General features: G+C 72.4%; 23 protein-coding genes and 1 rRNA gene. 5 read left to right on the top strand and 19 right to left on the bottom strand.

Features of this window, described 5'->3' with window-relative positions; all coding sequences use genetic code 11:
• Positions 1-46: 46 nt before the first annotated feature.
• Positions 47-1,276, bottom strand: coding sequence for an aminotransferase-like domain-containing protein (locus SAM23877_RS20145; protein WP_053135072.1), 1,230 nt, complete (start codon positions 1,274-1,276; stop codon positions 47-49).
• A gap of 137 nt (positions 1,277-1,413) precedes the next feature.
• Positions 1,414-2,895, bottom strand: a complete 1,482-nt coding sequence (locus SAM23877_RS20140) for a helix-turn-helix domain-containing protein (RefSeq protein WP_053135068.1) — start codon at positions 2,893-2,895, stop codon at positions 1,414-1,416.
• A gap of 210 nt (positions 2,896-3,105) precedes the next feature.
• Here SAM23877_RS20140 and SAM23877_RS40060 point away from each other — a divergent pair, with 210 nt between their 5' ends.
• Positions 3,106-3,876, top strand: a complete 771-nt coding sequence (locus SAM23877_RS40060; RefSeq protein ID WP_053135065.1) for a DUF4232 domain-containing protein — start codon at positions 3,106-3,108, stop codon at positions 3,874-3,876.
• A 43-nt stretch (positions 3,877-3,919) separates the two neighbouring features.
• Here the strand turns inward: SAM23877_RS40060 and hemB are convergent, their stop codons facing one another.
• Positions 3,920-4,912 (bottom strand): porphobilinogen synthase, encoded by a 993-nt coding sequence (gene hemB, locus SAM23877_RS20130; RefSeq protein ID WP_053135062.1) that lies wholly within the window; start codon positions 4,910-4,912, stop codon positions 3,920-3,922.
• 126 nt (positions 4,913-5,038) lie between these two features.
• Here hemB and SAM23877_RS20125 point away from each other — a divergent pair, with 126 nt between their 5' ends.
• Positions 5,039-5,488, top strand: coding sequence for a MarR family winged helix-turn-helix transcriptional regulator (locus SAM23877_RS20125; RefSeq protein ID WP_053135059.1), 450 nt, complete (start codon positions 5,039-5,041; stop codon positions 5,486-5,488).
• On the opposite strand, the gene SAM23877_RS20120 is transcribed toward SAM23877_RS20125, so the two are convergent.
• From SAM23877_RS20120 to SAM23877_RS20095, 6 genes are all read right to left on the bottom strand, one after another.
• The gene (locus SAM23877_RS20120) at positions 5,485-6,447 is read right to left on the bottom strand and encodes a nitroreductase/quinone reductase family protein (RefSeq protein WP_053135056.1); all 963 of its coding nucleotides are present in this window, start codon (positions 6,445-6,447) and stop codon (positions 5,485-5,487) included. The genes SAM23877_RS20125 and SAM23877_RS20120 overlap by 4 nt on opposite strands.
• A gap of 342 nt (positions 6,448-6,789) precedes the next feature.
• Positions 6,790-8,487 (bottom strand): bifunctional uroporphyrinogen-III C-methyltransferase/uroporphyrinogen-III synthase, encoded by a 1,698-nt coding sequence (locus tag SAM23877_RS20115; protein ID WP_053135053.1) that lies wholly within the window; start codon positions 8,485-8,487, stop codon positions 6,790-6,792.
• Positions 8,484-9,455, bottom strand: coding sequence for a hydroxymethylbilane synthase (gene hemC, locus SAM23877_RS20110; protein WP_053135050.1), 972 nt, complete (start codon positions 9,453-9,455; stop codon positions 8,484-8,486). The genes SAM23877_RS20115 and hemC overlap by 4 nt, the downstream gene beginning before the upstream one ends.
• Positions 9,452-11,185, bottom strand: coding sequence for a glutamyl-tRNA reductase (locus SAM23877_RS20105; RefSeq protein WP_053135048.1), 1,734 nt, complete (start codon positions 11,183-11,185; stop codon positions 9,452-9,454). Before SAM23877_RS20105 ends, hemC begins: the two co-directional genes overlap by 4 nt.
• Positions 11,182-11,943: a redox-sensing transcriptional repressor Rex gene (locus SAM23877_RS20100; protein WP_053135045.1), complete on the bottom strand. Its 762-nt coding sequence runs from the start codon at positions 11,941-11,943 to the stop codon at positions 11,182-11,184. The genes SAM23877_RS20105 and SAM23877_RS20100 overlap by 4 nt, the downstream gene beginning before the upstream one ends.
• Before the next feature lie 274 nt (positions 11,944-12,217).
• Complete coding sequence (locus SAM23877_RS20095) at positions 12,218-12,541, bottom strand: glutaredoxin family protein (RefSeq protein WP_053135042.1); 324 nt, start codon at positions 12,539-12,541, stop codon at positions 12,218-12,220.
• Between the two features lie 183 nt (positions 12,542-12,724).
• Here SAM23877_RS20095 and SAM23877_RS20090 point away from each other — a divergent pair, with 183 nt between their 5' ends.
• From SAM23877_RS20090 to SAM23877_RS20080, 3 genes are all read left to right on the top strand, one after another.
• Complete coding sequence (locus SAM23877_RS20090; RefSeq protein ID WP_079030754.1) at positions 12,725-13,654, top strand: HAD family hydrolase; 930 nt, start codon at positions 12,725-12,727, stop codon at positions 13,652-13,654.
• Positions 13,655-13,973: 319 nt separating this feature from the next.
• Entirely contained in the window at positions 13,974-14,768 is a 795-nt protein-coding gene (locus SAM23877_RS20085) for an ECF subfamily RNA polymerase sigma factor, BldN family (RefSeq protein WP_053135036.1), read from the top strand.
• A gap of 263 nt (positions 14,769-15,031) precedes the next feature.
• Complete coding sequence (locus SAM23877_RS20080) at positions 15,032-16,273, top strand: DUF5667 domain-containing protein (protein WP_053135033.1); 1,242 nt, start codon at positions 15,032-15,034, stop codon at positions 16,271-16,273.
• Between the two features lie 89 nt (positions 16,274-16,362).
• Here the strand turns inward: SAM23877_RS20080 and SAM23877_RS20075 are convergent, their stop codons facing one another.
• From SAM23877_RS20075 to rrf, 10 genes are all read right to left on the bottom strand, one after another.
• On the bottom strand, positions 16,363-17,454 hold the full coding sequence (locus tag SAM23877_RS20075) for a lysophospholipid acyltransferase family protein (RefSeq protein WP_053135029.1): 1,092 nt from the start codon (positions 17,452-17,454) through the stop codon (positions 16,363-16,365).
• Positions 17,455-17,468: 14 nt separating this feature from the next.
• On the bottom strand, positions 17,469-18,530 hold the full coding sequence (locus tag SAM23877_RS20070; RefSeq protein ID WP_053135026.1) for an NAD-dependent epimerase/dehydratase family protein: 1,062 nt from the start codon (positions 18,528-18,530) through the stop codon (positions 17,469-17,471).
• 221 nt (positions 18,531-18,751) lie between these two features.
• Complete coding sequence (locus SAM23877_RS37625; RefSeq protein WP_003948845.1) at positions 18,752-18,850, bottom strand: 30S ribosomal protein bS22; 99 nt, start codon at positions 18,848-18,850, stop codon at positions 18,752-18,754.
• 191 nt (positions 18,851-19,041) lie between these two features.
• Positions 19,042-19,254, bottom strand: coding sequence for a helix-turn-helix domain-containing protein (locus tag SAM23877_RS20065; protein WP_051781202.1), 213 nt, complete (start codon positions 19,252-19,254; stop codon positions 19,042-19,044).
• A 129-nt stretch (positions 19,255-19,383) separates the two neighbouring features.
• Positions 19,384-20,199 carry a phosphatase gene (locus tag SAM23877_RS20060; RefSeq protein ID WP_053135023.1) on the bottom strand — a complete coding sequence of 272 codons (816 nt, stop codon included), beginning with the start codon at positions 20,197-20,199 and terminating at the stop codon, positions 19,384-19,386.
• Positions 20,200-20,432: 233 nt separating this feature from the next.
• On the bottom strand, positions 20,433-21,605 hold the full coding sequence (locus SAM23877_RS20055) for an acetoin utilization protein AcuC (protein ID WP_053135020.1): 1,173 nt from the start codon (positions 21,603-21,605) through the stop codon (positions 20,433-20,435).
• Complete coding sequence (locus SAM23877_RS20050) at positions 21,556-22,800, bottom strand: MFS transporter (RefSeq protein ID WP_079030325.1); 1,245 nt, start codon at positions 22,798-22,800, stop codon at positions 21,556-21,558. The genes SAM23877_RS20055 and SAM23877_RS20050 overlap by 50 nt, the downstream gene beginning before the upstream one ends.
• Before the next feature lie 23 nt (positions 22,801-22,823).
• Positions 22,824-23,516, bottom strand: coding sequence for a VC0807 family protein (locus SAM23877_RS20045; protein WP_053135015.1), 693 nt, complete (start codon positions 23,514-23,516; stop codon positions 22,824-22,826).
• A 92-nt stretch (positions 23,517-23,608) separates the two neighbouring features.
• Entirely contained in the window at positions 23,609-24,253 is a 645-nt protein-coding gene (locus SAM23877_RS20040; RefSeq protein WP_053135011.1) for an HAD family hydrolase, read from the bottom strand.
• 63 nt (positions 24,254-24,316) lie between these two features.
• Positions 24,317-24,433 (bottom strand): 5S ribosomal RNA (gene rrf / locus SAM23877_RS20035).
• Positions 24,434-24,503: the final 70 nt, after the last annotated feature.

Here is a 24,503-nt window from a genome sequence, read left to right as displayed (position 1 = left end):
CGCGGTCCCGGCCCCGCTGCCTCGGCTCTTCGTCCTAGGACCGGTCCTACGCCTCCCGCTCCACCGCACCCCGCAGCCCCGCCCCCAGCCGCCGCAGCCCCTCCGCGATCTCGTCCGGCGTCTGCGTCACGAAGCACAGCCGCAGCGTCGCGCGGTCGGGCTCCCCGGCGTGGAAGGGAGCGCCGGGCACGTACGCCACGTCGTGCCGGACCACCTCGGGGAGCAGGGCGGTGGTGTCGTACCCGTCCGGCAGCCGCGCCCACAGGAACATGCCGCCCTCGGGACGGCTCCACGCCGAACCCGCCGGGAGCGCGTCCGCCAGGCCGGCGAGCATGGCGTCCCGGCGTGCGCCGTAGGCCCCGGCGACCCGTGCGACGTGGGCGTCCAGGTCCCGGTCGGCCAGGTACCGGGCGGCGGCCAGCTGGTTGACCGTCGGGGTGTGCAGGTCGGCGGCCTGCTTGGCCACCGCACAGGCCCGGCGCAGTCCGGCGGGCGCCCGCAGCCAGCCGAGGCGCAGACCGGGCGCCATGACCTTGGAGAAGGACCCCAGCAGCACGGTCCGGTCCCGGGCGCCGTCGAAGGAGGCGATCCACGGCAGCCGCTCACCCTCGAAACGCAGCTCCCCGTACGGGTCGTCCTCGACGATCCACAGTCCGCACCGGCCCGCGATCTCGGCCACGGCGGCACGGCGTGCGGCGGGGACGGTGCGGCCGGTGGGGTTCTGGAAGGTGGGGACGGTGTAGAGCAGCTTGGGCCGCTCGCGCACCACCAGCTCCTCCAGCGCCCCGGGGTCGATCCCGTCCTCGTCCCCGGGCACGGCCACGACCCGGGCGCCCGCGAAGCCGAAGGCCTGGAGCGCGGCCAGGTAGCAGGGGCTCTCGACGAGGACGGTGTCGCCGGGCTCGATCAGGGCGGTGGCGAGGAGCGACAGGGCCTGCTGCGAACCGGTGGTGACGAGGAGGTCGTCGGGGCCGGTGTCCAGGCCGCGGGCCGAGGTACGGGCGGCGAGCGCGGCCCGCAGCGAGGGCTCGCCCTCCGTGGTCGAGTACTGGAGCGCCCGCGCGGGCTGCTCGGCGAGGACGTCCCGGTACGCGGCGGCGATGCCCTCCGCGTCGAACAGCTCCGGCGCCGGCAGCCCGCCGGCGAAGTTGATCACCTCGGGGCGGGCGGTGACGGCCAGGATGTCCCGTACCGGCGATCCGCCGATGGACCGGGCCCGTGCGGCGAGCGGCGGCAGGGCGGCGGACGGTGCGGGCGCGTTCTCAGTCACGGTCATGCCCGCACCCTAGGGAAGTACGTGCCGCCTACAAGCGGCTTTCCGCGATCCGGACACCCGTGCGACCGCACGGCCGACGCAGCCGTCGTCGCGGGCCCTGGCCGAAGGCGTCGCCAGAGCCCGCCCGCCCTCCCCCGTCACTCCTCCGGGACCAGCTCCCAGGCGTCGCTGCCGAGCGGATACGCGTAGTACGAGCCGTCCTTGGAGGCACTGGTGCGGAAGGGCCGGCCGTGGTCGTCGACGCGCACCGTGCCCTCCCGGCCGCCGCTCGACCACTCCAGCTCCAGGTACCAGCTGACGTCGTGGCCGCTGGTGTGCGCGTTGACGCGGAAGACCTCGGGATCGGACTCGCTCACCTTGTACGGGAAGTTCCGCTGCCCCCCGACCGGCATCGCCAGGGGGTTGCCCAGGTCGAGCGCGACGTCGAAGTCCTTGGGGTCCACCTGGCCGCCGCAGCCGTTGCCCATCACGTACTGGTCCCAGTCCAGGGGTGGCCTGCTGCTCACCACGCGCACGTGCAGACCCGTCAGGACGACCGTCTCCGCGCCGGTGCCCTGCACGGTCAGGACGGCCGTCTGCCGGTTCGCGGAGACCGCTCCGTAGGCGGTGGCCCAGCCGACCGCGTCCTGCTGGGGCGGCGGCGGCAGCACGTTCTTCGGACTGCGGTCCACGAGGAACGCGTGCTCGCAGGGGGTGTCCCAGTAGTACGGGGTGGTCGACACGGTGAGCGGCGGGCCGGCGTCGGGTGCGCGGCGGCTCGGACCGGCGGTGCTCCCGCCCGGCGCGGAGTCGGCGGAGGAGGCGGAGGCGGAGGCGGACCGGGACGGAGACGCGGAGGCGGAGGGGGACGGCGAGGAGGACGCGCTGGAGGACGCCGACCGGGTGGCGGGCGCGGACTCCGGCACGGAGGCCCTCGCGGCGGCCCCGGCCGTGCCCCGGTGTCCGCCGTCGTCGCCGCCCGTGCCCGGCACCAGGTTGACCACCAGGGCCACGGCGGCGCTGACGGCGACGACGCCGATCGCGGCGTACAGGGCGGTGCGCGGCACCCGGCGGCGCGGCACGCCCGGGGCGGGCGGAGCGGACACCAGCGGCGCGGTCTCGTCCGCGTCCGCACCGAACCCCCGGACCGCTTCGGCGACTTCGGCCGCGTCGGCGCCGCCGGCTTCCCCCGGCCCCTCCGCCCCTCCGACGGCCTCCGCCCCGGCGGCCCGCGACCCGGCGGGTGACGCCTGGGCGGCCTGCGACCCGACGGGTGACGCCTGGGCGGCTTCCGGCCCGGCGGCCGACGGCTGGGTGGCCTCCGACGGGGTGGCCTCCGGCGCCGTGTGCGGCGCCGCGGGCTCCTTCCCCTTCCCGGGGTTCCCCTCCTCCTTCTTCACCCCACGCAGCGCGTCCGCGCGGATCCAGCGGCGGTGGAGTTCGAGCACCTCGTCGGGGGTCGCCCGGCACACGCGGGCGAGCCGTTCGACCGGGGCGAACTCGGTGGGTACGACCTCCCCGCTGACGTACCGGTGGAGGGTCGACGCGCTCATGTGCAGCCGCTTGCCCAGTGCCCCGTAACTCAGCCCGGACCGCTCCTTCAACTCCCGCAGCAGTCCCGCGAAATCTTCCCCCGCCACCCGTTCCTCCCTCTCCCCGCGTCCCCGTACCGCATCCCAGCGGGATGACGTTCCCCCTGGTCAGAGCCGTCCCGGCATCCCATTGTCCCGCATACCCCGGCACCGCTGGCGACCGGGACGGCCCCGACCCCAAGCTGTGGTCATCCAAGCAGCCGCTCCCGGTGAACGGTCGAGCGGCTCACCTCAACTCCACCCGAAGGGGCACCAGTCATGTCCGCACGCACCACCCGCACCCGCCTGTTCGCCGCCACCACGGTCGCGCTGGCCGCGCTCGCCCTGACGGCCTGTGAGGGCGACGGATCGGACACGGGCGCCCCGGCCCCGTCCTCCGCCACCCCGGCCGGACAGCAGAGCGAACGGCCCTCCGGCGGGAACGAGTCGGCCGGGGGCACGGAGACCGGCGGCACGAAGGGAACGAACGGCTCCGCCGGCTCGGCCGCCTCCTCCGGTTCCACCGGCGCCGCCGGCTCCGGCTCGTCCGGGAAGACGGCCGGGTCGTCCGGCTCGTCCGGCTCGTCCGCGGCCTCCGGCTCCTCCGGCACGTCGGGCGGCACCGGGGACGAGGACTCCGACCTGCCCGGCAAGTGCTCCGCAGCCGACGTCAAGATCACCGCGACGGAGGTTCCCCGCCCGCTCAACCACCTGCTGCTGACCGCCACCAACACCGGCTCGAAGACCTGCATGCTCCCGCAGTACCCGGCGGCCCGCTTCGGCGAGGCGCAGTCGGTGCCGCCGGTCGCGGAGTCGACCAAGCCGCAGTCGCTGACCGGCGTCCAGCCCGGTGAGGCCGGCTACGCCGGGGTCCTGCTGTCGGCCGGCGACGGCAGCGGCGAGAACGGCTACCAGGCCGACACCCTGACGATCCCCTTCGAGGACGGTTCCGTCGCCACCGTCGCCCTGCCCGCCGGCGGCGTGTACGTCGACACCGCGCTCACGGTCACGTACTGGCAGGCCGACATGGACGCGGCCCTCAGCCACTGAAGGGGTGCCCGCACCCCCTGCACGAAGCACCGGGGGAGGTCGCTCAGCGCAGCGTGCGAGCGACCTCGGTGGCCCAGTAGGTCAGGATGTTGCGCGCGCCGGCCCGCTTGATGCCGGTGAGCGTCTCCAGGATGGCCCGGTCGCGGTCGATCCAGCCCTTCTCGGCGGCGGCCTCGATCATCGAGTACTCGCCGGAGATCTGGTAGGCGGCCACGGGCACGTCCACGGCGTCGGCGACCTTGGCCAGGACGTCGAGGTAGGGGCCGGCCGGCTTGACCATCACCATGTCGGCGCCCTCCTCCAGGTCGAGGGCCAGCTCCCGCATCGCGTCCCGCGCGTTGCCGGAGTCCTGCTGGTAGGTCTTCCGGTCCCCCTGCAACGAGGACCCGACGGCCTCCCGGAAGGGCCCGTAGAAGGCGGAGGCGTACTTGACCGTGTAGGCGAGGACGGCGACGTCCTCCCGCCCGATCTGGTCGAGCGCGTCGCGGATGACGCCGATCTGCCCGTCCATCATCCCGCTGGGCCCCACCACATGGGCGCCCGCGTCCGCCTGGACCTGCGCCATCTCGGCGTACCGCTCCAGGGTGGCGTCGTTGTCGACCCGCCCCTGCGCGTCCAGCACCCCGCAGTGCCCGTGGTCCGTGAACTCGTCGAGGCACAGGTCGGACATGACGAGCAGCTCGTCCCCGACCTCGGCCCGCACGTCACGCAGCGCGACCTGAAGGATCCCGTCCGGGTCGGTGCCGGCCGTGCCGACCGCGTCCTTCTTCTCCTCCTCCGGCACCCCGAAGAGCATGATCCCGGAGATCCCGGCCTCGACCGCGTCCGTGGCGGCCTTCTTCAGGGTGTCCCGGGTGTGCTGCACGACCCCGGGCATCGCGGTGATCGGCACCGGCTCGCCGACGCCCTCGCGGACGAAGGCGGGGAGGATGAAGTCGGCGGGGTGCAGCCGGGTCTCGGCGACCATCCGACGCATGACGGGAGTGCTCCGCAGCCGCCGGGGCCGGGTGCCGGGAAAGGATCCGTACGTCGACATACCACCTACGCTACGCCCGCCCCACCCGTGCCTTTGCCGACGAGGAGTCGGCCTCGACGGCCCTTGACCTCAACTTTGGTCGAGCTTCTACGGTCGCTCCCACGGACACCGGACGAGGGAGTGACCATGCAGTACACGCACACCGACGCCGAACTGGTCCAGCAGCCGATCGGCTACTGGAGCTGGGCCGCCTACAAGGCCGTCATCGACCGCACCCGCGCGGCCCTCGCCGGGATCGGCACGACCCAGCCCCAGTGGTGGGTCCTCAACCAGGTCGCCGGCGCCCCGAAGGCCCGCGACGAGGTGTCCGCCCTCCTGCGGAACTACCTCGACACGGGCCAGGAGATGGAGCCGGAGATCGACGAGACCATCGCGCGGGGCTGGATCACCCAGACCCCCGACGGCCACCTGACCCTCACCGCCGACGGCAGGGCCTTCTACGAGAAGGCCGCCGCCCTCCAGACCGATCTGTGGACGGAACGCCACGCCGGCATCTCCGACGAGGAGTACCTGACCACCATGAAGGTGCTCCAGCGCTTCATCCACAACACGGGCGGCAAGGCCTGGCACCACTAGGGCGCGGCCGGGGGCCCGGCCGGCGGCCACGGCACGTCGGCCAGCAGCGGGATCAGCGCCTCCTCCTCGTGGTCGAGGTGCGCGTTCAGCTCCGCCGACATCGCCGCCAGTTCCGTACGGAACCGCTGCGGGTCGGCGATGTGGACGCCCGCCAGCAGTTCCGCCAGCTCCCCCTGGATGCGGGCGATCGTGCGGTGTTCGCGGGCGAGCCGGTCGAAGACGTCGGCCAGACCGGGGTGGTGGCGGGCGATCCCCGGGAAGAGATGCCCGTCCTCGCTCACGTGGTGGAACTCCAGCGCCTGGCAGAACGCCAGGCACCGCTGCCGGATCTGCAGCCCGAGGCCCGGCACCGGCGCCTCACCGGCACCCCGGTGCGCGGCCCGTGCGGCGAAATGGGCGTCGGTCTCCGCCCGCACCTGGCGCAACTGGCCGCGCAGCCAGGTGTGCACCTCCATGACCTTGTCGGCGAGGGTGCGGACCTCGCCGGGCCCCTCCCAGTCGTCGGGCTCGGCGCGCTCCAGCACCACGACCGGCAGCAGCCGGTCGGTCCCGGCCTGGTACTCGCCGTAGCCGGGCGCCGCCCGCACGACGTGCGCGAACAACTCCTCGCGCCGGGCGCCCTCGGCGGGCACGGCGAGAGCCTGGAAGGCCCGGGCGCCGATCTCCACCTCGACCAGGGGACGGGCGAGCAGGTTGTGGTACCAGCCGGGATGCCGCGGGCCACCGAGGTTGGACCCGACGACGAGGAGGGAGTCCCCGTGCCGAACGTAACCGAGGGGCGTGGTCCGCGCGGCTCCCGACCGGGCGCCGGTGGTCGTCAGCAGGAGCAGGTCCTCACCCTCGAAGGGGCCGCCGACCTTTCCCCCGTTGGCGCGGAACTCGTCGATGACGGACTGCTGGAAAGACTGGGCCGGCTCGGAAAGCTCAGAAGGCCGGGAAGGCTGAAAAGACGTGGGCATACGGTTCTGTGTCTCCATGACGGCAGGCCGCGGCAGGCGGCACGGTGCCGGAAAAGGGCGAAGCGAGAAGGACGACGACGTGCGAATGCGCTACGTCGTGTCAGGGCGCGGAGCAGGAACTCATCACGTACCCCTTGAGAAAGGGTGCTCGCCCGATCGCCGGCCGGCCCACTGCTCTTTGACCGGCGCCACGCGGCACCGCCCTCATTACACGCACCCGTCGACCGGCTGTCCACGGGCTCCTCCCACGGACCCGGCCCGCACGGACCGGGCGCCCGCACGGACATGGCCCGCACCCGGGCTCACGGGTGCGGGCCATGTCCGCGGCTCGGTCACGTCACGTCACGTCGAGGACCGACGCCTGCGCGCCCCCGGCCGCCGCTCGCTCGGCCGCGTCACCGGGTCCCCGGCCTCCAGGGCCGCCGCCCGGCGCGCCAGGCCGAAGTCGGCCAGGGCCTCCGCCAGCTTGGTGACGGACGGCTCGGGCGCCATGACGTCCACCCGCAGCCCGTGCTCCTCGGCCGTCTTGGCCGTCGCCGGGCCGATGCACGCGATCACCGTGACGTTGTGCGGCTTGCCCGCGATCCCGACCAGGTTCCGCACCGTGGACGACGAGGTGAACAGCACCGCGTCGAAGCCACCGCCCTTGATCGCCTCGCGGGTGGTGGCCGGCGGCGGCGACGCGCGCACCGTCCGGTAGGCGGTGACGTCGTCGACCTCCCAGCCCAGCTCGATCAGCCCGGCGACCAGCGTCTCCGTGGCGATGTCGGCGCGGGGCAGGAAGACGCGGTCGATCGGGTCGAAGACCGGGTCGTAGGGCGGCCAGTCCTCCAGGAGTCCGGCGGCCGACTGCTCACCGCTCGGCACCAGGTCCGGCTTCACACCGAAGGCGACGAGGGCCTTGGCCGTCTGCTCGCCCACCGCCGCGACCTTGATGCCCGCGAACGCACGGGCGTCGAGACCGTACTCCTCGAACTTCTCGCGGACCGCCTTCACCGCGTTGACCGACGTGAACGCGATCCACTCGTACCGGCCCGTCACCAGGCCCTTGACCGCCCGCTCCATCTGCTGGGGCGTACGCGGCGGCTCGACCGCGATGGTCGGCACCTCGCTGGGTACGGCCCCGTACGACCGCAGCTGGTCGGAGAGCGACGCCGCCTGCTCCTTCGTGCGCGGCACGAGCACCTTCCAGCCGAACAGCGGCTTGGACTCGAACCACGACAACTGGTCGCGCCGGGCGGGGGCGCTGCGCTCGCCGACCACGGCTATCACCGGACGGCCACCGTCCGGGGACGGCAGCACCTTCGCCTGCTTCAGCGTCTGCGCGACCGTGCCGAGCGTCGCCGTCCAGGTGCGCTGCCGGGTCGTCGTACCGGCGACCGTCACCGTCAGCGGGGTGTCCGGCTTGCGGCCGGCCGACACCAGCTCACCGGCGGCCGCGGCCACCGAGTCGAGCGTCGTCGACACGACGACCGTCCCGTCCGAGGCACCCACCTCGGTCCAGCACCGGGCCGACGCCGTACGGGCGTCCACGAACCGCACGTCGGCACCCTCGGCGTCCCGCAGCGGCACACCGGCGTACGCGGGCACACCGACGGCGTTCGCGATACCGGGGACGACCTCGAAGGGCACCCCGGCCGCGGCGCACGCCAGCATCTCCTCGGCGGCGTACGTGTCGAGCCCGGGGTCCCCGGTCACGGCACGCACGACCCGCCTGCCGCCCCGCGCGGCCTCCATGACAAGATGTGCGGCATCCCGCACGGCGGGGACGCCCACGGTCGTTGACGAGCCGTCAACTACCGTCAGCTGGGGCGTGCCTGCACCCGGATCCGACGGATCGGTATCCGTGTGCACCTCGGTCACGCCCTGCCGCGCATGCGTGCGCACGACGTCGAGCACCTCGTGCTCGGCGACGAGGACATCCGCGTGCGACAGCGCCTCCACGGCGCGCAGAGTCAGCAGTCCCGGATCTCCGGGTCCGGCACCGAGGAAGGTGACGTGCCCGTGTTCCGGACCGGCGGTAAAGGTGGTGGGGCTCACTGTGCTCGCTCCCCCATCAGACCGGCCGCGCCCTGGGCGAGCATGTCGGTGGCGAGTTCGCGACCGAATGCCAGCGCCGCCTCGTGCGTCTCGGGCACGGGACCGGTGGTGGACAGCTGCACCAGCGTCGAGCCGTCGGTCGTGCCGACGACGCCGCGCAGGCGCATTTCCTTGACAATCTGCCCGTCGGCCAAGAGGTCGGCCAGCGCGCCCACAGGGGCGCTGCAGCCGGCCTCCAGGGCGGCGAGCAGTGACCGCTCGGCCGTCACGGCGACCCGCGTGAACGGGTCGTCGAGCTCGGCGAGCGCGGCGACGAGTTCAGCATCCTGGGCGGTGCTTCCCGCCCTGCACTCGATCGCCAGTGCCCCCTGGCCGGGGGCGGGCAGAACCGTGTCGACCGACAGGAAGTCGGTCACCTCGTCGATGCGGCCCACCCGGTTCAGCCCGGCGGCGGCCAGCACGACGGCGTCGAGCTCACCGCTGTGGACGTACCCGATGCGGGTGTCGACGTTGCCCCGGATCGGGACCGTCTCGATCTCCAGCCCGTGGGTGCGGGCGTACGCGTTCAGCTGCGCCATGCGGCGCGGGGCGCCCGTGCCTATGCGCGCCCCGGGGGGCAGGTCGGTGAACTTGCGCGCGTCCCGGGCGACGACCACGTCCCGCGGGTCCTCGCGGACCGGAACGGCGGCCACCACCAGGTCCTCGTGCTGCGCGGTGGGGAGGTCCTTGAGCGAATGAACCGCGAAGTCCACCTCGCCCCGCAGCAGCGCCTCGCGCAGCGCCGCCACGAACACGCCCGTGCCGCCGATCTGCGCCAGGTGCTCGCGCGACACATCGCCGTAGGTCGTGATCTCGACCAGCTCAACGGGCCGACCGGTCACCTGGCTCACGGCGTCCGCCACCTGCCCGGACTGGGCCAGGGCGAGCTTGCTCCGCCTGGTCCCCAGCCTCAGTGCCTTCTCAGTCATGCCGGCCCTCGGTTCTTCTCAGTGCTGTTCTCGGCGCGGGAGACGGAGGCCACCGTCTCGGGGTCGAGGTCGAACAGGGTGCGCAGCGCGTCCGCGTACCCGGCGCCGCCGGGCTCGGCGGCGAGCTGCTTGACCCGTACCGTCGGCGCGTGCAGCAGCTTGTCGACCACACGCTTGACGGTCTGGGTGATCTCGGCGCGGTGTTTGTCGTCGAGGCCCGGCAGCCGCCCCTCCAGCCGGGCGATCTCGCCCGCCACGACGTCGGCGGCCATGCTGCGCAGCGCGACGACGGTGGGCGTGATGTGCGCGGCCCGCTGGGCGGCGCCGAAGGCCGCGACCTCGTCGGCGACGATCCGCCGGACCATGTCGACGTCGGCGGCCATCGGCGCGTCGGCCGAGGCGTCGGCGAGCGACTCGATGTCCACCAGCCGCACCCCGGCCAGCCGGTGCGCGGCGGCGTCGATGTCGCGCGGCATGGCGAGGTCGAGCAGGAAGAGCACGGGCTCGGGGCGCGGTGCCTCGGCGACCGGCTCGGGCCGTCGGCGCTCGGGGATGCGGCCGACGCTCGCGGCCGTCGCGGCCAGCGCGGTGATCAGGTCGGCGTCCGCCTCGGGGCTCGGGCGCCCGGCCTCGCGCGACCGGTCCACGGCCGTACCGCCCGCGGCCCACGCCCCGTGCTGCTCCAGCGTCGCGGCGTCCATGCCGGCCACGGCGGCCTCGCCCATGACGGAGAAGCCGGCCGGCACGGGGGACAGGTCGAGCGGACAGTTCTCGTCGACGGCGCCGGCCCCCGGCAGAGGCGTTTCAGCACCCTCCCGGACCTCCCGGACGACAGTGGCGCCGGCGCCCGTGGGCCGCGCTCCGTCCGTTTCGGCGACGGGCGCGCCGGTGCGGCCCTCCAGCGTCGCCGCGACGGCGTCGGCGGTGAGGACGAGCCCGGTCGCGCCGGTGCAGGAGACGGCCACGTCGGCACGTGTCAGTTCGTCCGGCACCGAGTCCATCGGTACCGCACGGGCCAGCACGTCCGTGTCGTCGCCCTCGGTCAGGATCCTGGCGAGCCGCTCGGCCCGCTCGAAGGTGCGGTTGGCGACCACGATCTCGGTGACCCCGGCCCGCGCCAGCGTGGCGGCGGCCAGCGAGGACATCGAACCGGCGCCGATGACCAGGGCCTTCTTGCCCCGCACCCAGGTCTGGACGTCGGCCCCGGCCGCGAGCTGCTCCAGGCCGAAGGTGACCAGGGACTGCCCGGCACGGTCGATGCCGGTCTCGGAGTGGGCCCGCTTGCCGACCCTGAGCGCCTGCTGGAACAGGTCGTTCAGCAGCCGTCCGGCGGTGTGCGAGTCCTGCGCCCGGGCCAGGGAGTCCTTTATCTGGCCGAGGATCTGGCCCTCGCCCACCACCATCGAGTCGAGCCCGCAGGCCACCGAGAAGAGATGGTGGACGGCCCGGTCCTCGTAGTGCACGTAGAGATGGGGAGTGAGCTCCTCCAGGCCGACCCCGCTGTGCTGGGCCAGCAGCGTGGACAGCTCGGCGACACCGGCATGGAACTTGTCCACGTCGGCGTACAGCTCGATGCGGTTGCAGGTGGCCAGCACCGCGGCCTCGGTGGCCGGTTCGGCGGCGACCGTGTCCTGCACCAGCTTGAGCTGGGCGTCCGCGTTCAGCGAGGCCCGCTCCAGGACGCTGACCGGAGCGCTGCGGTGACTCAGCCCGACGACGAGGAGGCTCATGCCGGCATCACGGCGGGCACGTCCCCGTCGGGTCCCTGGTCGGTGGAGGGCTGCTTGCGGGCGGCGACGTGCGGCACGGCGTCGGCCGCGGCCTCCTCGCCCGCCTTGCGCTGCTCGTGGAAGGCGAGGATCTGCAGCTCGATGGAGAGGTCGACCTTGCGCACGTCGACGCCGTCCGGCACGGACAGCACGGTCGGCGCGAAGTTCAGGATGGAGGTGACACCGGCGGCCACGAGCCGGTCGCAGACCTGCTGGGCGGCACCGGCGGGCGTCGCGATCACACCGATGGAGACACCGTCGTCCTGGATGATCTTCTCCAGCTCGTCGGTGTGCTGCACCGGGATGCCGGCGACGGGCTTTCCGGCCATTCCCGGATCGGCGTCGATGAGCGCGGCGACCCGGAACCCGCGGGAGGCGAAGCCGCCGTAGTTGGCGAGCGCGGCGCCGAGGTTGCCGATACCGACGATCACAACCGGCCAGTCCTGGGTGAGCCCCAGCTCGCGGGAGATCTGGTAGACGAGATACTCGACGTCGTAGCCGACGCCCCGGGTCCCGTAGGAGCCGAGGTAGGAGAAGTCCTTGCGCAGCTTCGCGGAGTTCACGCCCGCCGCGGCCGCCAGCTCCTCGGAGGAGACCGTGGGCACCGAGCGCTCCGACAGTGCGGTGAGGGCTCGGAGGTACAGCGGAAGCCTGGCGACGGTGGCCTCGGGAATCCCTCGGCTGCGGGTCGCCGGTCGGTGTGTTCGGCCAGTTGCCACGGTGCTCCTGCGGGTAGAGCGGGGCTGTAGGCGGTCATACGTCCCTACATGACCGCCCCGTCGAATGCAGGCTATGTCTTTGTGAACGCGTGCACAAAGATGGTGTCCGATTTGCCCGGCCAACGTGACCGGGCTCACGCGCCCCCGGCGCACGAACCGGGAACCGGCGCATACGCGCCCGCGTTCCTCTCCCATCGGGGGCAAAGCCGCACACGCTCCTCACGATCAACGCCCCCGAGACCAAGTCACCATCGATCCTAAGCGACCATCCGGACTACTTGGACTCGTCGGTCAGTGCCCTGCGCAGCCGTTCCTCGTTCACACGCCAGAAGGTGTGCTGCCTGCCGTCCACGAGCACGACCGGGATCTGCTCCCAGTACTGGTCGTGGAGGCCGCGGTCCCGGGTGATGTCCTTCCCCTCCCAGGGGACGCCCAGGTCGGCGCAGACCTTCTCGACGACGAGCTGTGCGTCATCACACAGATGGCAGCCGGGTTTGCGGATGAGGGTGACGAGATGGTTCTCGGAGTACTCAGGGGACTGCGCGGCCTGCGGAGCCTGCGCGGTCTGCGAGGGCTTTCGGCGGAAGAGGGGACTCATGCCGGCCATTCTCGCGCGCACGGCCCCGCGGGCCGAGCCCCGCGCACGGACCGGCCGGCCTGCCGGGCCGGCACCCCGGCCCGCACCGGGGACCGGTCCTGCGGCGACCCGGTCGCCCAGAGTTCACACCCTCCGAACCTCTCGGCTCCGAAGCCTCCGAACAAACTGGCTATGCTCACGGACATGGCCGCTCTTCGATGGCTCACTCCCCGTAGGCGCTCCGCCACGGCGCGGAGCGTGTTGGCAGGCGAGGCCTCGGCGGAGGCAGCCCGCAAGTCCGCGCAGTCCGCGGAGGGCACCGCCCCGGACACGGGCACGGAACCGGACTTCCCCGTCCACGGCGACGACCGGGCGGCCGCCTTCTTCGACCTCGACAACACCGTCATGCAGGGCGCCGCGATCTTCCACTTCGGCCGGGGCCTGTACAAGCGGAAGTTCTTCGAGACCCGCGACCTCGCCCGGTTCGCCTGGCAGCAGGCCTACTTCCGGCTCGCCGGGCTCGAGGACCCGGAGCACATGCAGGACGCCCGCGACTCCGCGCTCTCGATCGTCAAGGGCCACCGCGTCTCCGAGCTGAAGACCATCGGCGAGGAGATCTACGACGAGTACATGGCCGAGCGGATCTGGCCCGGCACCCGCGCCCTCGCCCAGGCCCACCTGGACGCCGGGCAGAAGGTCTGGCTGGTCACGGCCGCCCCGGTGGAGATCGCCCAGGTGATCGCCCGCCGCCTCGGCCTGACCGGCGCGCTCGGCACGGTGGCCGAGTCCGTCGGCGGCGTCTACACGGGCAAGCTGGTCGGCGAGCCGCTGCACGGCCCCGCGAAGGCCGAGGCGGTGAAGGCGCTGGCGGCCGCGGAGGCCCTCGACCTGTCCCGCTGCGCCGCCTACAGCGACTCCCACAACGACATCCCGATGCTGTCCCTGGTCGGGCACCCCTACGCCATCAACCCGGACTCGAAGCTGCGCAAGCACGCCCGCGAGCTGGAGTGGCGCCTGCGCGACTACCGCACCGGCCGCAAGGCGGCCAAGGTCGGCATCCCGGCGGCCGCGGGCGTCGGGGCCGTGGCCGGCGGCACCGCCGCGGCCATCGCGCTGCACCGCCGCCGCCGCTGACCCGGTCCGGCCGTCGCCCCAAGCCATGTGACGTACCCCCGGGCCACCCGCTCCAGTCCCCTTTTCTCACATCGGCCACAACACGCTCTGTAGTCACCAGGAATCCGAACCATTCCGGTCACCAAGCGATCATCCTGTCGCATCCGATCGAGCGTCAATCGGGCACGGAAGCGACGTAATCGATGATTTGAGCAACTGGGCGTAGCAGTGCCTGCACGAAGCGTTATTCTCCTCAGACGCATTCCGGCACCCCACCTTCGCTACGACGGGTGAATGGTTCCGTACTGCACGTGATGGAAGCTCTGCCTCTGGGAGTCCCGTGTACCCACACGTCGGGGTTGACGCCTCGGGCCTGGCTACGCTGCGCGCAACGGTCAAAACAGCACAAGACCTGTTGCGCGGCTTCGTCCCCACCGCGTACGCCGTCCCCGCCCTCGCCGCCCTCGCCGCCCCCGTCGGCCCTTGCTACGCACTGGCCGACGGAAGCGCCGCCGTCGGCAGACGCGCGCGGTCGTCCTCGTCGGGGGCCGCCGCCACCACCCACCGCCGTCCCGCCGCGGACAGCGACAGCGCCCGCATGATGGACCTGGTCGAGCGGGCTCAGGCCGGCGAGGCCGACGCCTTCGGGCGGCTCTACGACCAGTACAGCGACACCGTGTACCGCTACATCTACTACCGCGTGGGCGGCAAGGCGACCGCCGAGGACCTCACCAGCGAGACCTTCCTGCGGGCCCTCAGGCGCATCGGCACCTTCACCTGGCAGGGCCGCGACTTCGGCGCCTGGCTGGTGACCATCGCCCGCAACCTCGTCGCCGACCACTTCAAGTCCAGCCGCTTCCGCCTGGAGGTCACCACCGGCGAGATGCTCGACGCCAACGAGGTCGAGCGGTCCCCCGAGGACTCCGTCCTCGAATCCCTCTCCAACGCCGCCCTGCTGGAAGCCGTACGCCGGCTCAACCCGCAGCAGCAGGAGTGCGTGACCCTGCGCTTCCTCCAGGGCCTCTCGGTCGCCGAGACGGCCCGTGTCATGGGCAAGAACGAGGGCGCCATCAAGACGCTCCAGTACCGGGCCGTGCGCACCCTGGCCCGGCTGCTCCCGGACGACGTCCGCTGAGATCCCGGCGCCCCCGAGGCGCCCGCCCCCATCGAAACTCTCCGCTTTTCCCAAGTCACCATCAGTGAGAGTCTGTTGAGTCCGCGGTCCGATCATCCACCGTCCGTAACCCAAGTGCCACGCCGCTCGTTGTGCGGGATGCAGGCTCCCTGTGGTCACCCCCTGGTCGACTCCGATCACACGATCGGGTGGTCCCGATCAGGGTGTGCAACCCTCAGGACCCCCTGGGGAGTCGACCGTCATGACGAGAGGAGGTGCCGCCAGTGATCGCGAACGTATCGGCACACCGGCGGGCGAACGCCTTCGCCCAGGCTCTGGAGGAGCAGTCCGAACCCGGGGCGGCGGCCGAGCAGTCCGGAGGACCGACGGGCGCCGAGGCCACCGCGGAACCGACCGAGCAGGGTCGTCTCTTGACCCTCGCCACCGGTCTGGAGACGCTGCCCCGGCCCGAACTGGATCCCGAGGTCAAGGTCGTCCAGCGCGCCCAGCTGGTGGCCGCGTTCGAGGCCATGCTCCAGGAGGGCGGCGGGGCGGCGGCCACTTCGGTTCCGGAGCAGCGCCGGACGCGCGGCACCCACCGGGCGGCCCCGCTCCAGAGGTTCCGGCCGCGTTCACGGCTGGCCAAGGGCCTCACCGCGGGCGGACTGAGCGTGAGCGTGGCCGCCGGAGCCTTCGGCGGAGTCGCCGCCGCCAGTTCGGACGCCCTTCCGGGCGATTCGCTCTACGGCCTCAAGCGCGGCATAGAGGACTTCCGTCTCGGTCTCACCGACGGGGACGACGAGCGCGGCGAGGCCTACCTGGACCTGGCCTCGACCCGGCTCAGCGAGGCACGTCGGCTGATGGAGCGCGGGCGCAGCGGCCCCCTCGACCACGAGTCCCTCGGCGAGATCCGCCGCGCGCTGTCCGGCATGCGGCACGACGCGTCCGAGGGCCACCGGCTGCTCAGCGCGGCCTACGCGCGCGACCCCGAGTCGCTGGCCCCCATGCAGGCGCTCTCCGCCTTCTCCCGCTCCCACCGGGAGGCCTGGGGAGCACTGCGCGAGCGACTGCCCGTACAGCTCGGGGACGTCAGCGAACAGGTGTCATCGGTCTTCGACGCCATAGAGGACGACGTGGCCCCGCTGCGGTCCATGCTGCCGCAGCCGCCCGCCCAGGACGACGACAGCGGCGGCGGCGACGGCGGCCGACAGGGCGGCTCCGAGTCGGCGACCACCGACACCCCCGGCTCCGGCCACCCGTCGACGCCCAGCACCGGCGGCGACGGCGCATCCGAACGGGGGCGCGGCGACAGCCGTGCGCCCAGCGAGTCGGCCGGCTCCGGCAGCGACGAGGACGGCCTGCTCGGCGGCAACACGGGCGGCCTGCTCGACCCGCCGAAGGACACCGGTCCCGCCTCCCCGTCCACGGGCGGCAACACCCCGCCCGCCGAGCCGGACGTCACCCTGCCGCCCCTCCTCCCCGGTCTGCTGCCCGGCCTGGGCATCGAGGCGGAGGACGCGGACTGAGCCGCTGCCGGTACGCCGACGGGGGCGCCCCCCTTCCGAGGAGCGCCCCCGTCGGCGTACGAGCCAGGAGGCCGTAGGGCCCCACGGGATCAGAAGAACACCGACCGCCGCTGCACCAGCAACTTGTAGAGCGTGTGCTGGATCTGCTCCCGTACCTGATCGGTGAGGTTGAACATCAGCATCGGGTCGTCGGCCGCCTCCGGCGGGTAGCCGTCCGTGGGGATCGGCTCGCCGAACTGGATGGTCCACTTCGTCGGCAGCGGCACCGCGCCCAGCGGGCCCAGCCACGGGAAGGTCGGCGTGAGCGGGAAGTACGGGAAGCCCAGCAACCGCGCCAGGGTCTTGGCGTTGCCGATCATCGGGTAGATCTCCTCCGCGCCCACGATCGAGCACGGGATGATCGGCACCCGCTGCCGCAGCGCCGTGGACACGAAGCCGCCCCGGCCGAAACGCTGGAGCTTGTAGCGCTCGCCGAACGGCTTGCCGATGCCCTTGAAACCCTCCGGCATCACCCCGACCAGCTCCCCCTGACCCAGCAGCCGCTCGGCGTCCTCGGCGCAGGCCAGGGTGTGACCGAGCTTGCGGGCCAGCTCGTTCACCACCGGCAGCACGAACACCAGGTCCGCCGCCAGCAGCCGCAGATGCCGGTCCGCCGGATGGTGGTCGTGCACGGCGACCTGCATCATCAGGCCGTCCAGCGGCAGCGTCCCGGAGTGGTTGGCGACGATCAGCGCGCCGCCCTCGGCCGGGATGTTCTCCACGCCCTTCACCTCGACCCGGAAGTACTTCTCGTACACCGGCCGCAGCAGGGACATCAGCACCTGGTCGGTGAGCTCGGCGTCGTAGCCGAAGTCGTCGACCTCGTAGTCACCGGTGATCCGGCGGCGCAGGAAGGCCAGGCCGCCCGCGACACGCCGCTCCAGGCCGCCGGCCGCGTCCTCCGCGCGCGGCTCGGGCCCACCGGGAGTCTCCTGCGCATCCTGTGTCACACGAGCATCATCCTGCGCGGCGCCCCGGACCGGCAGGGGTGCCACCTCGCGTACCGGCACGGACTCCGCCGTGCCCTTGCGCCGGCTCCCCGCGCCACGGCGCCGCGCCGGGCGCTGTGCCGCCGCGCCACCGCTCGCGCCGCTCCCCCGCGACCGGTCGTCGTCGAACGGAATGACCTTGGCGTCCGCCATCGTTGCTGCGCTCCTCAGTTGGCGCTCTGCTTCGGGAGGGGGCCGCTGCCCCGCAGGGACAGCTCCGCGATCCGGTCGACGGCCCCCGCGAGGGCCTGGGGCTGCAGCAGTCCCGCACCGCGGCCGCGCGCGAAGTCCGTGAACGCCCCGGCCGTCGTGTACTTCGGCCGAAAACCCAGCGTCTCGCGCATCTGCGTCGTGTCCACCACCCGCCCGTGGGTGAGCAGCCGGATCTGCTCGGGGGAGAAATCCGTCATCCCCAGCGTACGCACGAGCGTGCCCGCCCAGGTGACCGCGGGCAGCAGCAGCGGAACGGTGGGGCGGCCCAGCCGGCGCGAGCACTGGGAGAGCAGCAGCACGCCGTCGCCGGCGATGTTGAAGGTGCCGCTGTTCAGCGTCCCCCGCCGCGGCTCGTGCGAGGAGATCCGCAGCACCTCGATCACGTCGTCCTCGTGCACGAACTGCAGCCGGGGGTCGTAGCCGAAGACCGTCGGCAGCACCGGCAGCCCGAAGTACGAGGCGAGCGGGGTGTCCGCGCCCGGGCCCAGGATGTTGGCGAACCGCAGGACCGTCACCGCCACGTCGGGCCGCCGGCGCGCGAAGCCGCGCACGTACCCCTCGACCTCGACGGCGTCCTTGGCGAAGCCCCCGCTGGGCAGGGACTTGGGCGCGGTGGTCTCCGTGCACACGGCCGGGTCGCGCGGTGCGGACCCGTAGACGTTCGTACTGGACTTCACCACGAGCCGCTGCACGGCGGGCGACTTCTGGCAGGCACCGAGCAGCTGCATCGTGCCGATGACGTTGGTCTCCTTGACCGACGTACGGCTGCCGCTGACCAGCGGCGTGCCCGTGACGTCCAGGTGGACGACCGTGTCGGCGCGCGTCTCGGCGAGCACCCGCCCGATGGCCGACTGCCGGATGTCGGCCTGCACGAAGTCGGCGCCGCCCAGATGGTGCTCGGGTGCGACGGCGTCCACGGCCACGACCCGCTCCACGTCGGGGTCGCGCTGGATGCGCCGCACGAACCGGCCCCCCAACGGCCGGGCCACTCCGGTCACGAGCACGACCTTGCCCAAGATCAGCGCCTTCCTTCCGCTTCGCTCCGTACCCTGCCGCGTTCCCGCCTGCGGGCCAACTTAGCCGGTCGGTGTTGCTCTGTGATGACCGCCGGACGCGGCACGTGACGAGAATTAGCGGATACGGCCGAGCCCCGGGCCGGACGGAGCCGCGGACACGACTGTGGCCCCCCACCGGACGCGGTGGGGGGCCACAGGACACGCTGACGGCGCAGCGTCGCTTACTTCTTGTTGCGACGCTGAACGCGCGTGCGCTTGAGCAGCTTGCGGTGCTTCTTCTTGGCCATCCGCTTGCGCCGCTTCTTGATAACAGAGCCCACGACTACCCTCGCTCACTTCTCATCACTCGGTTGTTGGGCGCCATGGGCCCACACGACCTACGAGGGGTCAGCCTACCCGCCCGAGCGCTGAGGTCGTAATCGAGGTGCCGAGGGGGGTCCGGGGGGCCGGGAGAGGCCCTGATGAGCCTGGTGAGCCCTGACGGGCGTCGAGAGCCTCCCCCGGGCCACCGTCAGGCCGTTTCCACCCCCACGTAGCTCTCGCGGAGGTACTCGTGAACCGCTTGCTCCGGGACACGGAACGACCGTCCCACCCGGATCGCGGGCAGATGACCGCTGTGCACCAACCGGTACACGGTCATCTTGGACACGCGCATCACCGAGGCGACCTCCGCCACGGTAAGGAACTGAACCTCGTTCAGAGGCCTTTCGCCTGCTCCAGCCATGACACACCTGAACCTTCCGCACTCGACGGCCACCGGCTTCCCCTTCCGGTGACTCTTCGTCGCTGCGTGCTCACTCCCCAATGTAGGGGCGGGTGATGCGAATGGGGAAGAGGTGCACCCATCGCTTCCCTACCGTGACAGACACGCCCGATTGAGTACGTAGCGGGTGAGGGGCCGGTAGTACTCGGACCGCACGGCGTCATCAAGTGGAACGACGACGGACACCGACCCCTCCGCCTGCCCGACGAAGAGCGCGGGATCGTCCGTATCGGCCGGCCCGATCGCCTCGAAACCCAGCTGACCTGCTCCGCAGACCCATCCGTGGTCGCCGATCACCAGCTCGGGAAGCGGCCCCCCGCCCTCGGCCGCGACGGCCAGCGCGGTACGAACCGGGAGCGGCGAGTGGGTGTGTGCGCCGGGCTCACCACCGGCGCGCCCGGTCCCGGGCTCCCGCACCAACGCGACTCCCCGCTCGTAGTCGAGGCGGTACGTGCGTAGACCGAACCGGGTCGTTATGTCGACACGGCGACCCTGCGCCGGGGTGAGGACAGCACATCCCGCCGCCGACAGGGCCTCGGCCAAGGCGGCGTAGAAACCGAGCAGCCGGTGCGGGTGCCCGGTGCCGAGGAGGACCGGTGCGCCACGCTGAGCGACCGCCGCGAGCCGACCGGCGAAGGCGTCGAGGGCGGCCAGGGTCCGATCGGGGTCGATCACGTCCTGGCCCGAGGTGTGCCGCGGATCGGCCGAGACCCCGCACCTCTCCGCCATCAGTCCGAGCAGCTCCCGCTGCCCCCAGTCCCCCACCGGGTCGATCCCGATCAGCGCCCGCGGGTCCCGTGCGGCGAACAACCGGTAACTCCGCAGACTCACCTCACGAGAGGTCGCCACGACCCCGGCGAGACCGACGTCCAGAAGATGAGCCCGAAGAGCTCCACGGATCAGCACGAACCCGATGCTGCCGGTTCCACCCGCCCCCGCGACGAGGAACGCGGGAATCCGCCCACGGTCGGCGTAACCCCCCAGCCACCCCGGCCGTCGGCGGTCGCGCCTCCCTCGTGCCCGAACGGCCCGGGAGCCGTCCCCGGGGCGGCACGGTGGGCGCGGCGCGAGCACCGGCCCCCGTCACCCACTCCGGCCGCACCGACGCCGGGCACCTCCTCCGCGCACCCCCGCACCTCTCACGCCAACAGCCCCCGCAGCGGGAACACCGCCCGCCGAGCGGCCAGTACCGCCTGGTCCAGCCGATCCGCGGGGTCGTACCCCGCCTCCCACGCCGCCCACGACACCGGCCACCGCCCGTCGGTCATCCGCATCGGCCCCAGCTGCCGCGTCCGCGCGTACACCTCCTGCCGCCATCCCTCGGGGATCACCGTCTCCGGCTCCACCGGCCGCCCCGCCGCGATCCCCACCAGATGCGTCCACGACCGCGGCACCACGTCCACCACGGCGTAACCACCGCCCCCCAGCGCCACCCACCGCCCGTCGGCGTACTCGTGCGCCAGCTCGTGGCACGCCACCTGCACCGCCCGCTGCGCGTCCAACGACACCGCCAGGTGCGCGAGCGGGTCCTCGAAGTGCGTGTCCGCCCCGTGCTGCGTCACCAGCACCTGCGGCCGGAAGTCCGCGAGGACCTCCGGCACCACCGAGTGGAAGGCCCGCAGCCACCCCGCGTCGCCGGTCCCCGCCGGCAGCGCGACGTTCACCGCCGATCCCTCCGCGCAGTCGGCACCGGTCTCCTCCGGCCACCCGGTCTGCGGGAAGAGCGTCCGCGGATGCTCGTGCAACGACACCGTCAGGACCCGCGGGTCCTCCCAGAACGCCGCCTGCACGCCGTCGCCGTGATGCACGTCCACATCGACGTACGCGACCCGCTCGGCCCCCAGCTCCAGCAGCCGCGCGATCGCCAGCGCCGCGTCGTTGTACACGCAGAATCCCGAGGCCGCGCCCGGCATCGCGTGGTGCAGCCCGCCCGCGAAGTTCACCGCGTGCGCCGCCTCCCCGCGCCACACCGCCTCCGCCGCCCCCACCGACTGCCCGGCGATCAGCGAGGACACCTCGTGCATCCCCGGGAAGGCCGGATCGTCGACCGTCCCGAGCCCGTACGACCCGTCCGCCGAGTCCGGCTCCGCCGAGGCCGCCTTCACCGCGTCGATGTAGTCCTGCCGGTGGACGAGCCGCAGCGTCGACTCCCCGGCCGGCCGCGCCGCGACGACCTCCACCTCACGGTCGAGCCCCAGGGCACCGACCAGTCCTCGCGTCAGGGCGAGCCGGACCGGGTCCATCGGATGCTCCGGCCCGAAGTCATAGCCCGTTACTGCCTCGTCCCACATCAGCTGTGCGCGGCCGCTCATGCCCGCCACCGTATCGGTCCGGTTGAGCCTCGAACGACCGGGCGTACACCACCGTCACCAGCACCAACACCATCGGCACGAGCATCGCCCCGCGGTAGCTCCAGGCATCGCCGAGCGCCCCGACCAGCGGCGAACCGATCAGAAAACCGACGTAGTTGAACACATTGAGCCGCGCCACCGCCGCGTCGGACGCCCCAGGACGCCCGTCCCGCTCCGCGGCCAGCCGCCCGGCCGCCGCGAACGTCTGCGGCACCAGCACACACAACCCCAGCCCCAGCAACGTGAACCCGAGCATCCCCACCCACGCCCCCGGCGCCCCGGCCACCACCGCGAACCCGCACGCCGCGACGACCGCGCCCACCCGCACCACGGCCGCCGCCCCGAACCGCCGCACACCGAAGTCCCCGACGGCCCGCCCCACCAGCGTGGTCACCATGTACACGTTGTACGGGACGGTCGCCGTCTGCTCCGAACTCCCCAGCACGTCCTGGAGGTACTTCGCGCTCCAGTTGGACACGGTCGAGTCCCCGATGTACGCGAACGTCATCACCAGGCACAGCGGCAACAGCACCGTGAAGCCGACGCCCGTGCTCTCCCCCTTCCTCGGCCCCTGGCCCCCGGCCCCACCGGTCCCGCCCTCCCCGTCGACGTACCACCGGCTCCCCACCAGCGCGGCCGGCAACAGCAGCGCCACGACCGGCAGATACGACACCCACAGCGCCAGGTCCCAGTGCGCCCCCGCCCAGGCCAGCGAGGCGCCGAGAATCCCGCCCAGGCTGTACGCCGCGTGGAACCCCAGCATGATGCTGCGCCGGTACGACCGTTGCAGGCTCACCCCGAGCATGTTCATCGACGCGTCCAACGCCCCCACGGCGAGCCCGAAGACGCCCAGCGCCACGGCCAGCACCGCCACCCGGTCCCCCACCCCCACGCCGAGCAGTGCCAGGAGCACCACGGGCTGGGACCAGCGCAACAGCCTGCTCGGCGGCGTCCGCCGCACCAGCCGCTCGGTCGCCACACTGCCGACACCGGCGAGGACGGGCACGGCGGCCAGGAAGACCGGCAGGAGCGCGTCGGAGACGCCGTACCGGTCCTGGACGGCCGGGATGCGCGTGACGAGCAGGGCGAAGGCGACGCCCTGGGCGAAGAAGCCGAACGCCAACGAGGCCCTGCCGCGCCGCAGCACATCAGTCATGGCGAGGAGCGTAGGGCCACCGCTTACCCGTGGGTAGATCCAGCCAAAGATGAATCCGGTTCAGCTTCGCCGCGGCCCTCGGAGCAGGCCGCCCTGCCGATCATGTGCGCCATCGGCACGGCTCCCAGGGCGCCACTCACCACGAAGGCCAGCATCATGGTGACGGCCATGACGACGGTTCCGAGCCAGACCATGGTGTCGACCGGGACCGTGTAGGCCCCGACGGCCCGCACCGCGCACTCTCCGACGAACGCCACTCCCCACACACCGGAGAACCTGGACTCCGCCCGCCTGAAGGCCGGAGACTCCCGCCGCAGCCGCTCCCAGGCGGCTTCCTTCCGAACGTCCCCCTTGATCAGCCAGGGCTTGAGGGTGACCGTCATCATCGGCCTCCCCGCCACCACCGACGCGAGCAGCACGATGCCGACCACGCTGCTGATCGCGCTGTCCTTGACCAGCATCAGCCGGGCGTCACCCGTCTCGAAGCCGAGCAGCAGCCCGACGAGGTTGACCAGGAGGACGAGCAGCGGAAGCCCGTTCACCTCCCGCTGCCGCAGCAGGCCCCATCCCGTCCGCAGGACGGGCACGACGCTGCTCCAGGCGAGCGCGGCCACGGCGGTCATCCCGAACGCGCCCTTCAGCAGGTAGTACGACCCGAGGGGCACGCCCACGTCCAGCACGAGCGACACGAGGGTACGGCGCTTGTCCGTCGTCATGCCCTCAGCTTCGCGGTGGGGCCGGGCCCCGCAGTAGAAACATGCGTCCGGAGCTGTCGGTGACAAATGTCAGTGCGTGCCGGGCCTCCGGGTCACTGCAACAGGTCGACCAGGTCCCCCATGTCGCCGAAGAGCCCGTCGGCTCCGGCGAGCCTCGCGGGCGGCGTCATGGCGGTGTACCCGTAGACGTCCATGCCGGCGGCGACGGCCGCTCGCACGCCGAGCGGGCTGTCCTCGATCACGACGCACCGCTGCGGCGCGACGCCCATCCGCTCGGCCGCGTACAGGAAGAGGTCCGGTGCGGGCTTTCCCCGCCCCACGTCCTGGGAGCTGAAGATCCGCCCGTCCCCGAACCACCGGTCCAGCCCGGTCTTCCGGTGCCCCACCCTGATCCGCTCGTGACTCCCGGAGGACGCCACGCAGTACGCCGTCCCGTCCGCCGCCAGCTTCCCGAGTACGTCGACGGCCCCGGGTACGGGCTCCAGGTCCCGCTCGAACGCCGCGAACACCCGCCGGTGGAAGACGTCGTCGAAGTCGTCGGGCAGCCGCCGCCCGGTCCGTTCCAGAACGAGGTCGTGCACCCGGTGCATCGCGGAGCCCATGTAGTCCCGGATCGAGTCGTCGTAGGACGTCGGGTGACCCAGTTCGGTCAGATAGCCGGCCAGGAGCCGGTTGGAGATCGGCTCGCTGTCGACGAGGACCCCGTCATTGTCGAAGATGACCAGTTCGTAGCGCATACAAGCACAGTAAACGCAGAAAACCCCGCACCGTTCCCGGTGCGGGGTTTCCTCGCAATGATTGTTCGGCGGCGTCCTACTCTCCCACAGGGTCCCCCCTGCAGTACCATCGGCGCTGTAAGGCTTAGCTTCCGGGTTCGGAATGTAACCGGGCGTTTCCCTAACGCTATGACCACCGAAACACTATGAAACTGACAACCGCACCATGTGTGGCACATGGGGTTGTTCGTGGTTTCAGAACCAACACAGT

Source organism: Streptomyces ambofaciens ATCC 23877 (assembly GCF_001267885.1).
GTDB classification, from domain to species: Bacteria; Actinomycetota; Actinomycetes; order Streptomycetales; family Streptomycetaceae; genus Streptomyces; species Streptomyces ambofaciens.
This window is presented reverse-complemented; position numbering and strand designations above follow the sequence as displayed.

Excerpts from the sequence above, each read along its gene's own strand:
- SAM23877_RS20040 (WP_053135011.1), bottom strand. The coding sequence starts at position 24,253 with ATGCGCTACGAACTGGTCATCTTCGACAATGACGGGGTCCTCGTCGAC.
- SAM23877_RS20045 (WP_053135015.1), bottom strand. The coding sequence starts at position 23,516 with ATGACGACGGACAAGCGCCGTACCCTCGTGTCGCTCGTGCTGGACGTG.
- SAM23877_RS20055 (WP_053135020.1), bottom strand. The coding sequence starts at position 21,605 with ATGAGCGGCCGCGCACAGCTGATGTGGGACGAGGCAGTAACGGGCTAT.
- SAM23877_RS20120 (WP_053135056.1), bottom strand. The coding sequence starts at position 6,447 with ATGCCCACGTCTTTTCAGCCTTCCCGGCCTTCTGAGCTTTCCGAGCCG.
- SAM23877_RS20090 (WP_079030754.1), top strand. The coding sequence starts at position 12,725 with ATGGCCGCTCTTCGATGGCTCACTCCCCGTAGGCGCTCCGCCACGGCG.
- SAM23877_RS20095 (WP_053135042.1), bottom strand. The coding sequence starts at position 12,541 with ATGAGTCCCCTCTTCCGCCGAAAGCCCTCGCAGACCGCGCAGGCTCCG.
- SAM23877_RS20105 (WP_053135048.1), bottom strand. The coding sequence starts at position 11,185 with ATGAGCCTCCTCGTCGTCGGGCTGAGTCACCGCAGCGCTCCGGTCAGC.
- hemC (WP_053135050.1), bottom strand. The coding sequence starts at position 9,455 with ATGACTGAGAAGGCACTGAGGCTGGGGACCAGGCGGAGCAAGCTCGCC.
- SAM23877_RS40060 (WP_053135065.1), top strand. The coding sequence starts at position 3,106 with ATGTCCGCACGCACCACCCGCACCCGCCTGTTCGCCGCCACCACGGTC.
- SAM23877_RS20145 (WP_053135072.1), bottom strand. The coding sequence starts at position 1,276 with ATGACCGTGACTGAGAACGCGCCCGCACCGTCCGCCGCCCTGCCGCCG.
- hemB (WP_053135062.1), bottom strand. The coding sequence starts at position 4,912 with ATGTCGACGTACGGATCCTTTCCCGGCACCCGGCCCCGGCGGCTGCGG.
- SAM23877_RS20075 (WP_053135029.1), bottom strand. The coding sequence starts at position 17,454 with ATGGCGGACGCCAAGGTCATTCCGTTCGACGACGACCGGTCGCGGGGG.
- SAM23877_RS20065 (WP_051781202.1), bottom strand. The coding sequence starts at position 19,254 with ATGGCTGGAGCAGGCGAAAGGCCTCTGAACGAGGTTCAGTTCCTTACC.
- SAM23877_RS20125 (WP_053135059.1), top strand. The coding sequence starts at position 5,039 with ATGCAGTACACGCACACCGACGCCGAACTGGTCCAGCAGCCGATCGGC.
- SAM23877_RS20050 (WP_079030325.1), bottom strand. The coding sequence starts at position 22,800 with ATGACTGATGTGCTGCGGCGCGGCAGGGCCTCGTTGGCGTTCGGCTTC.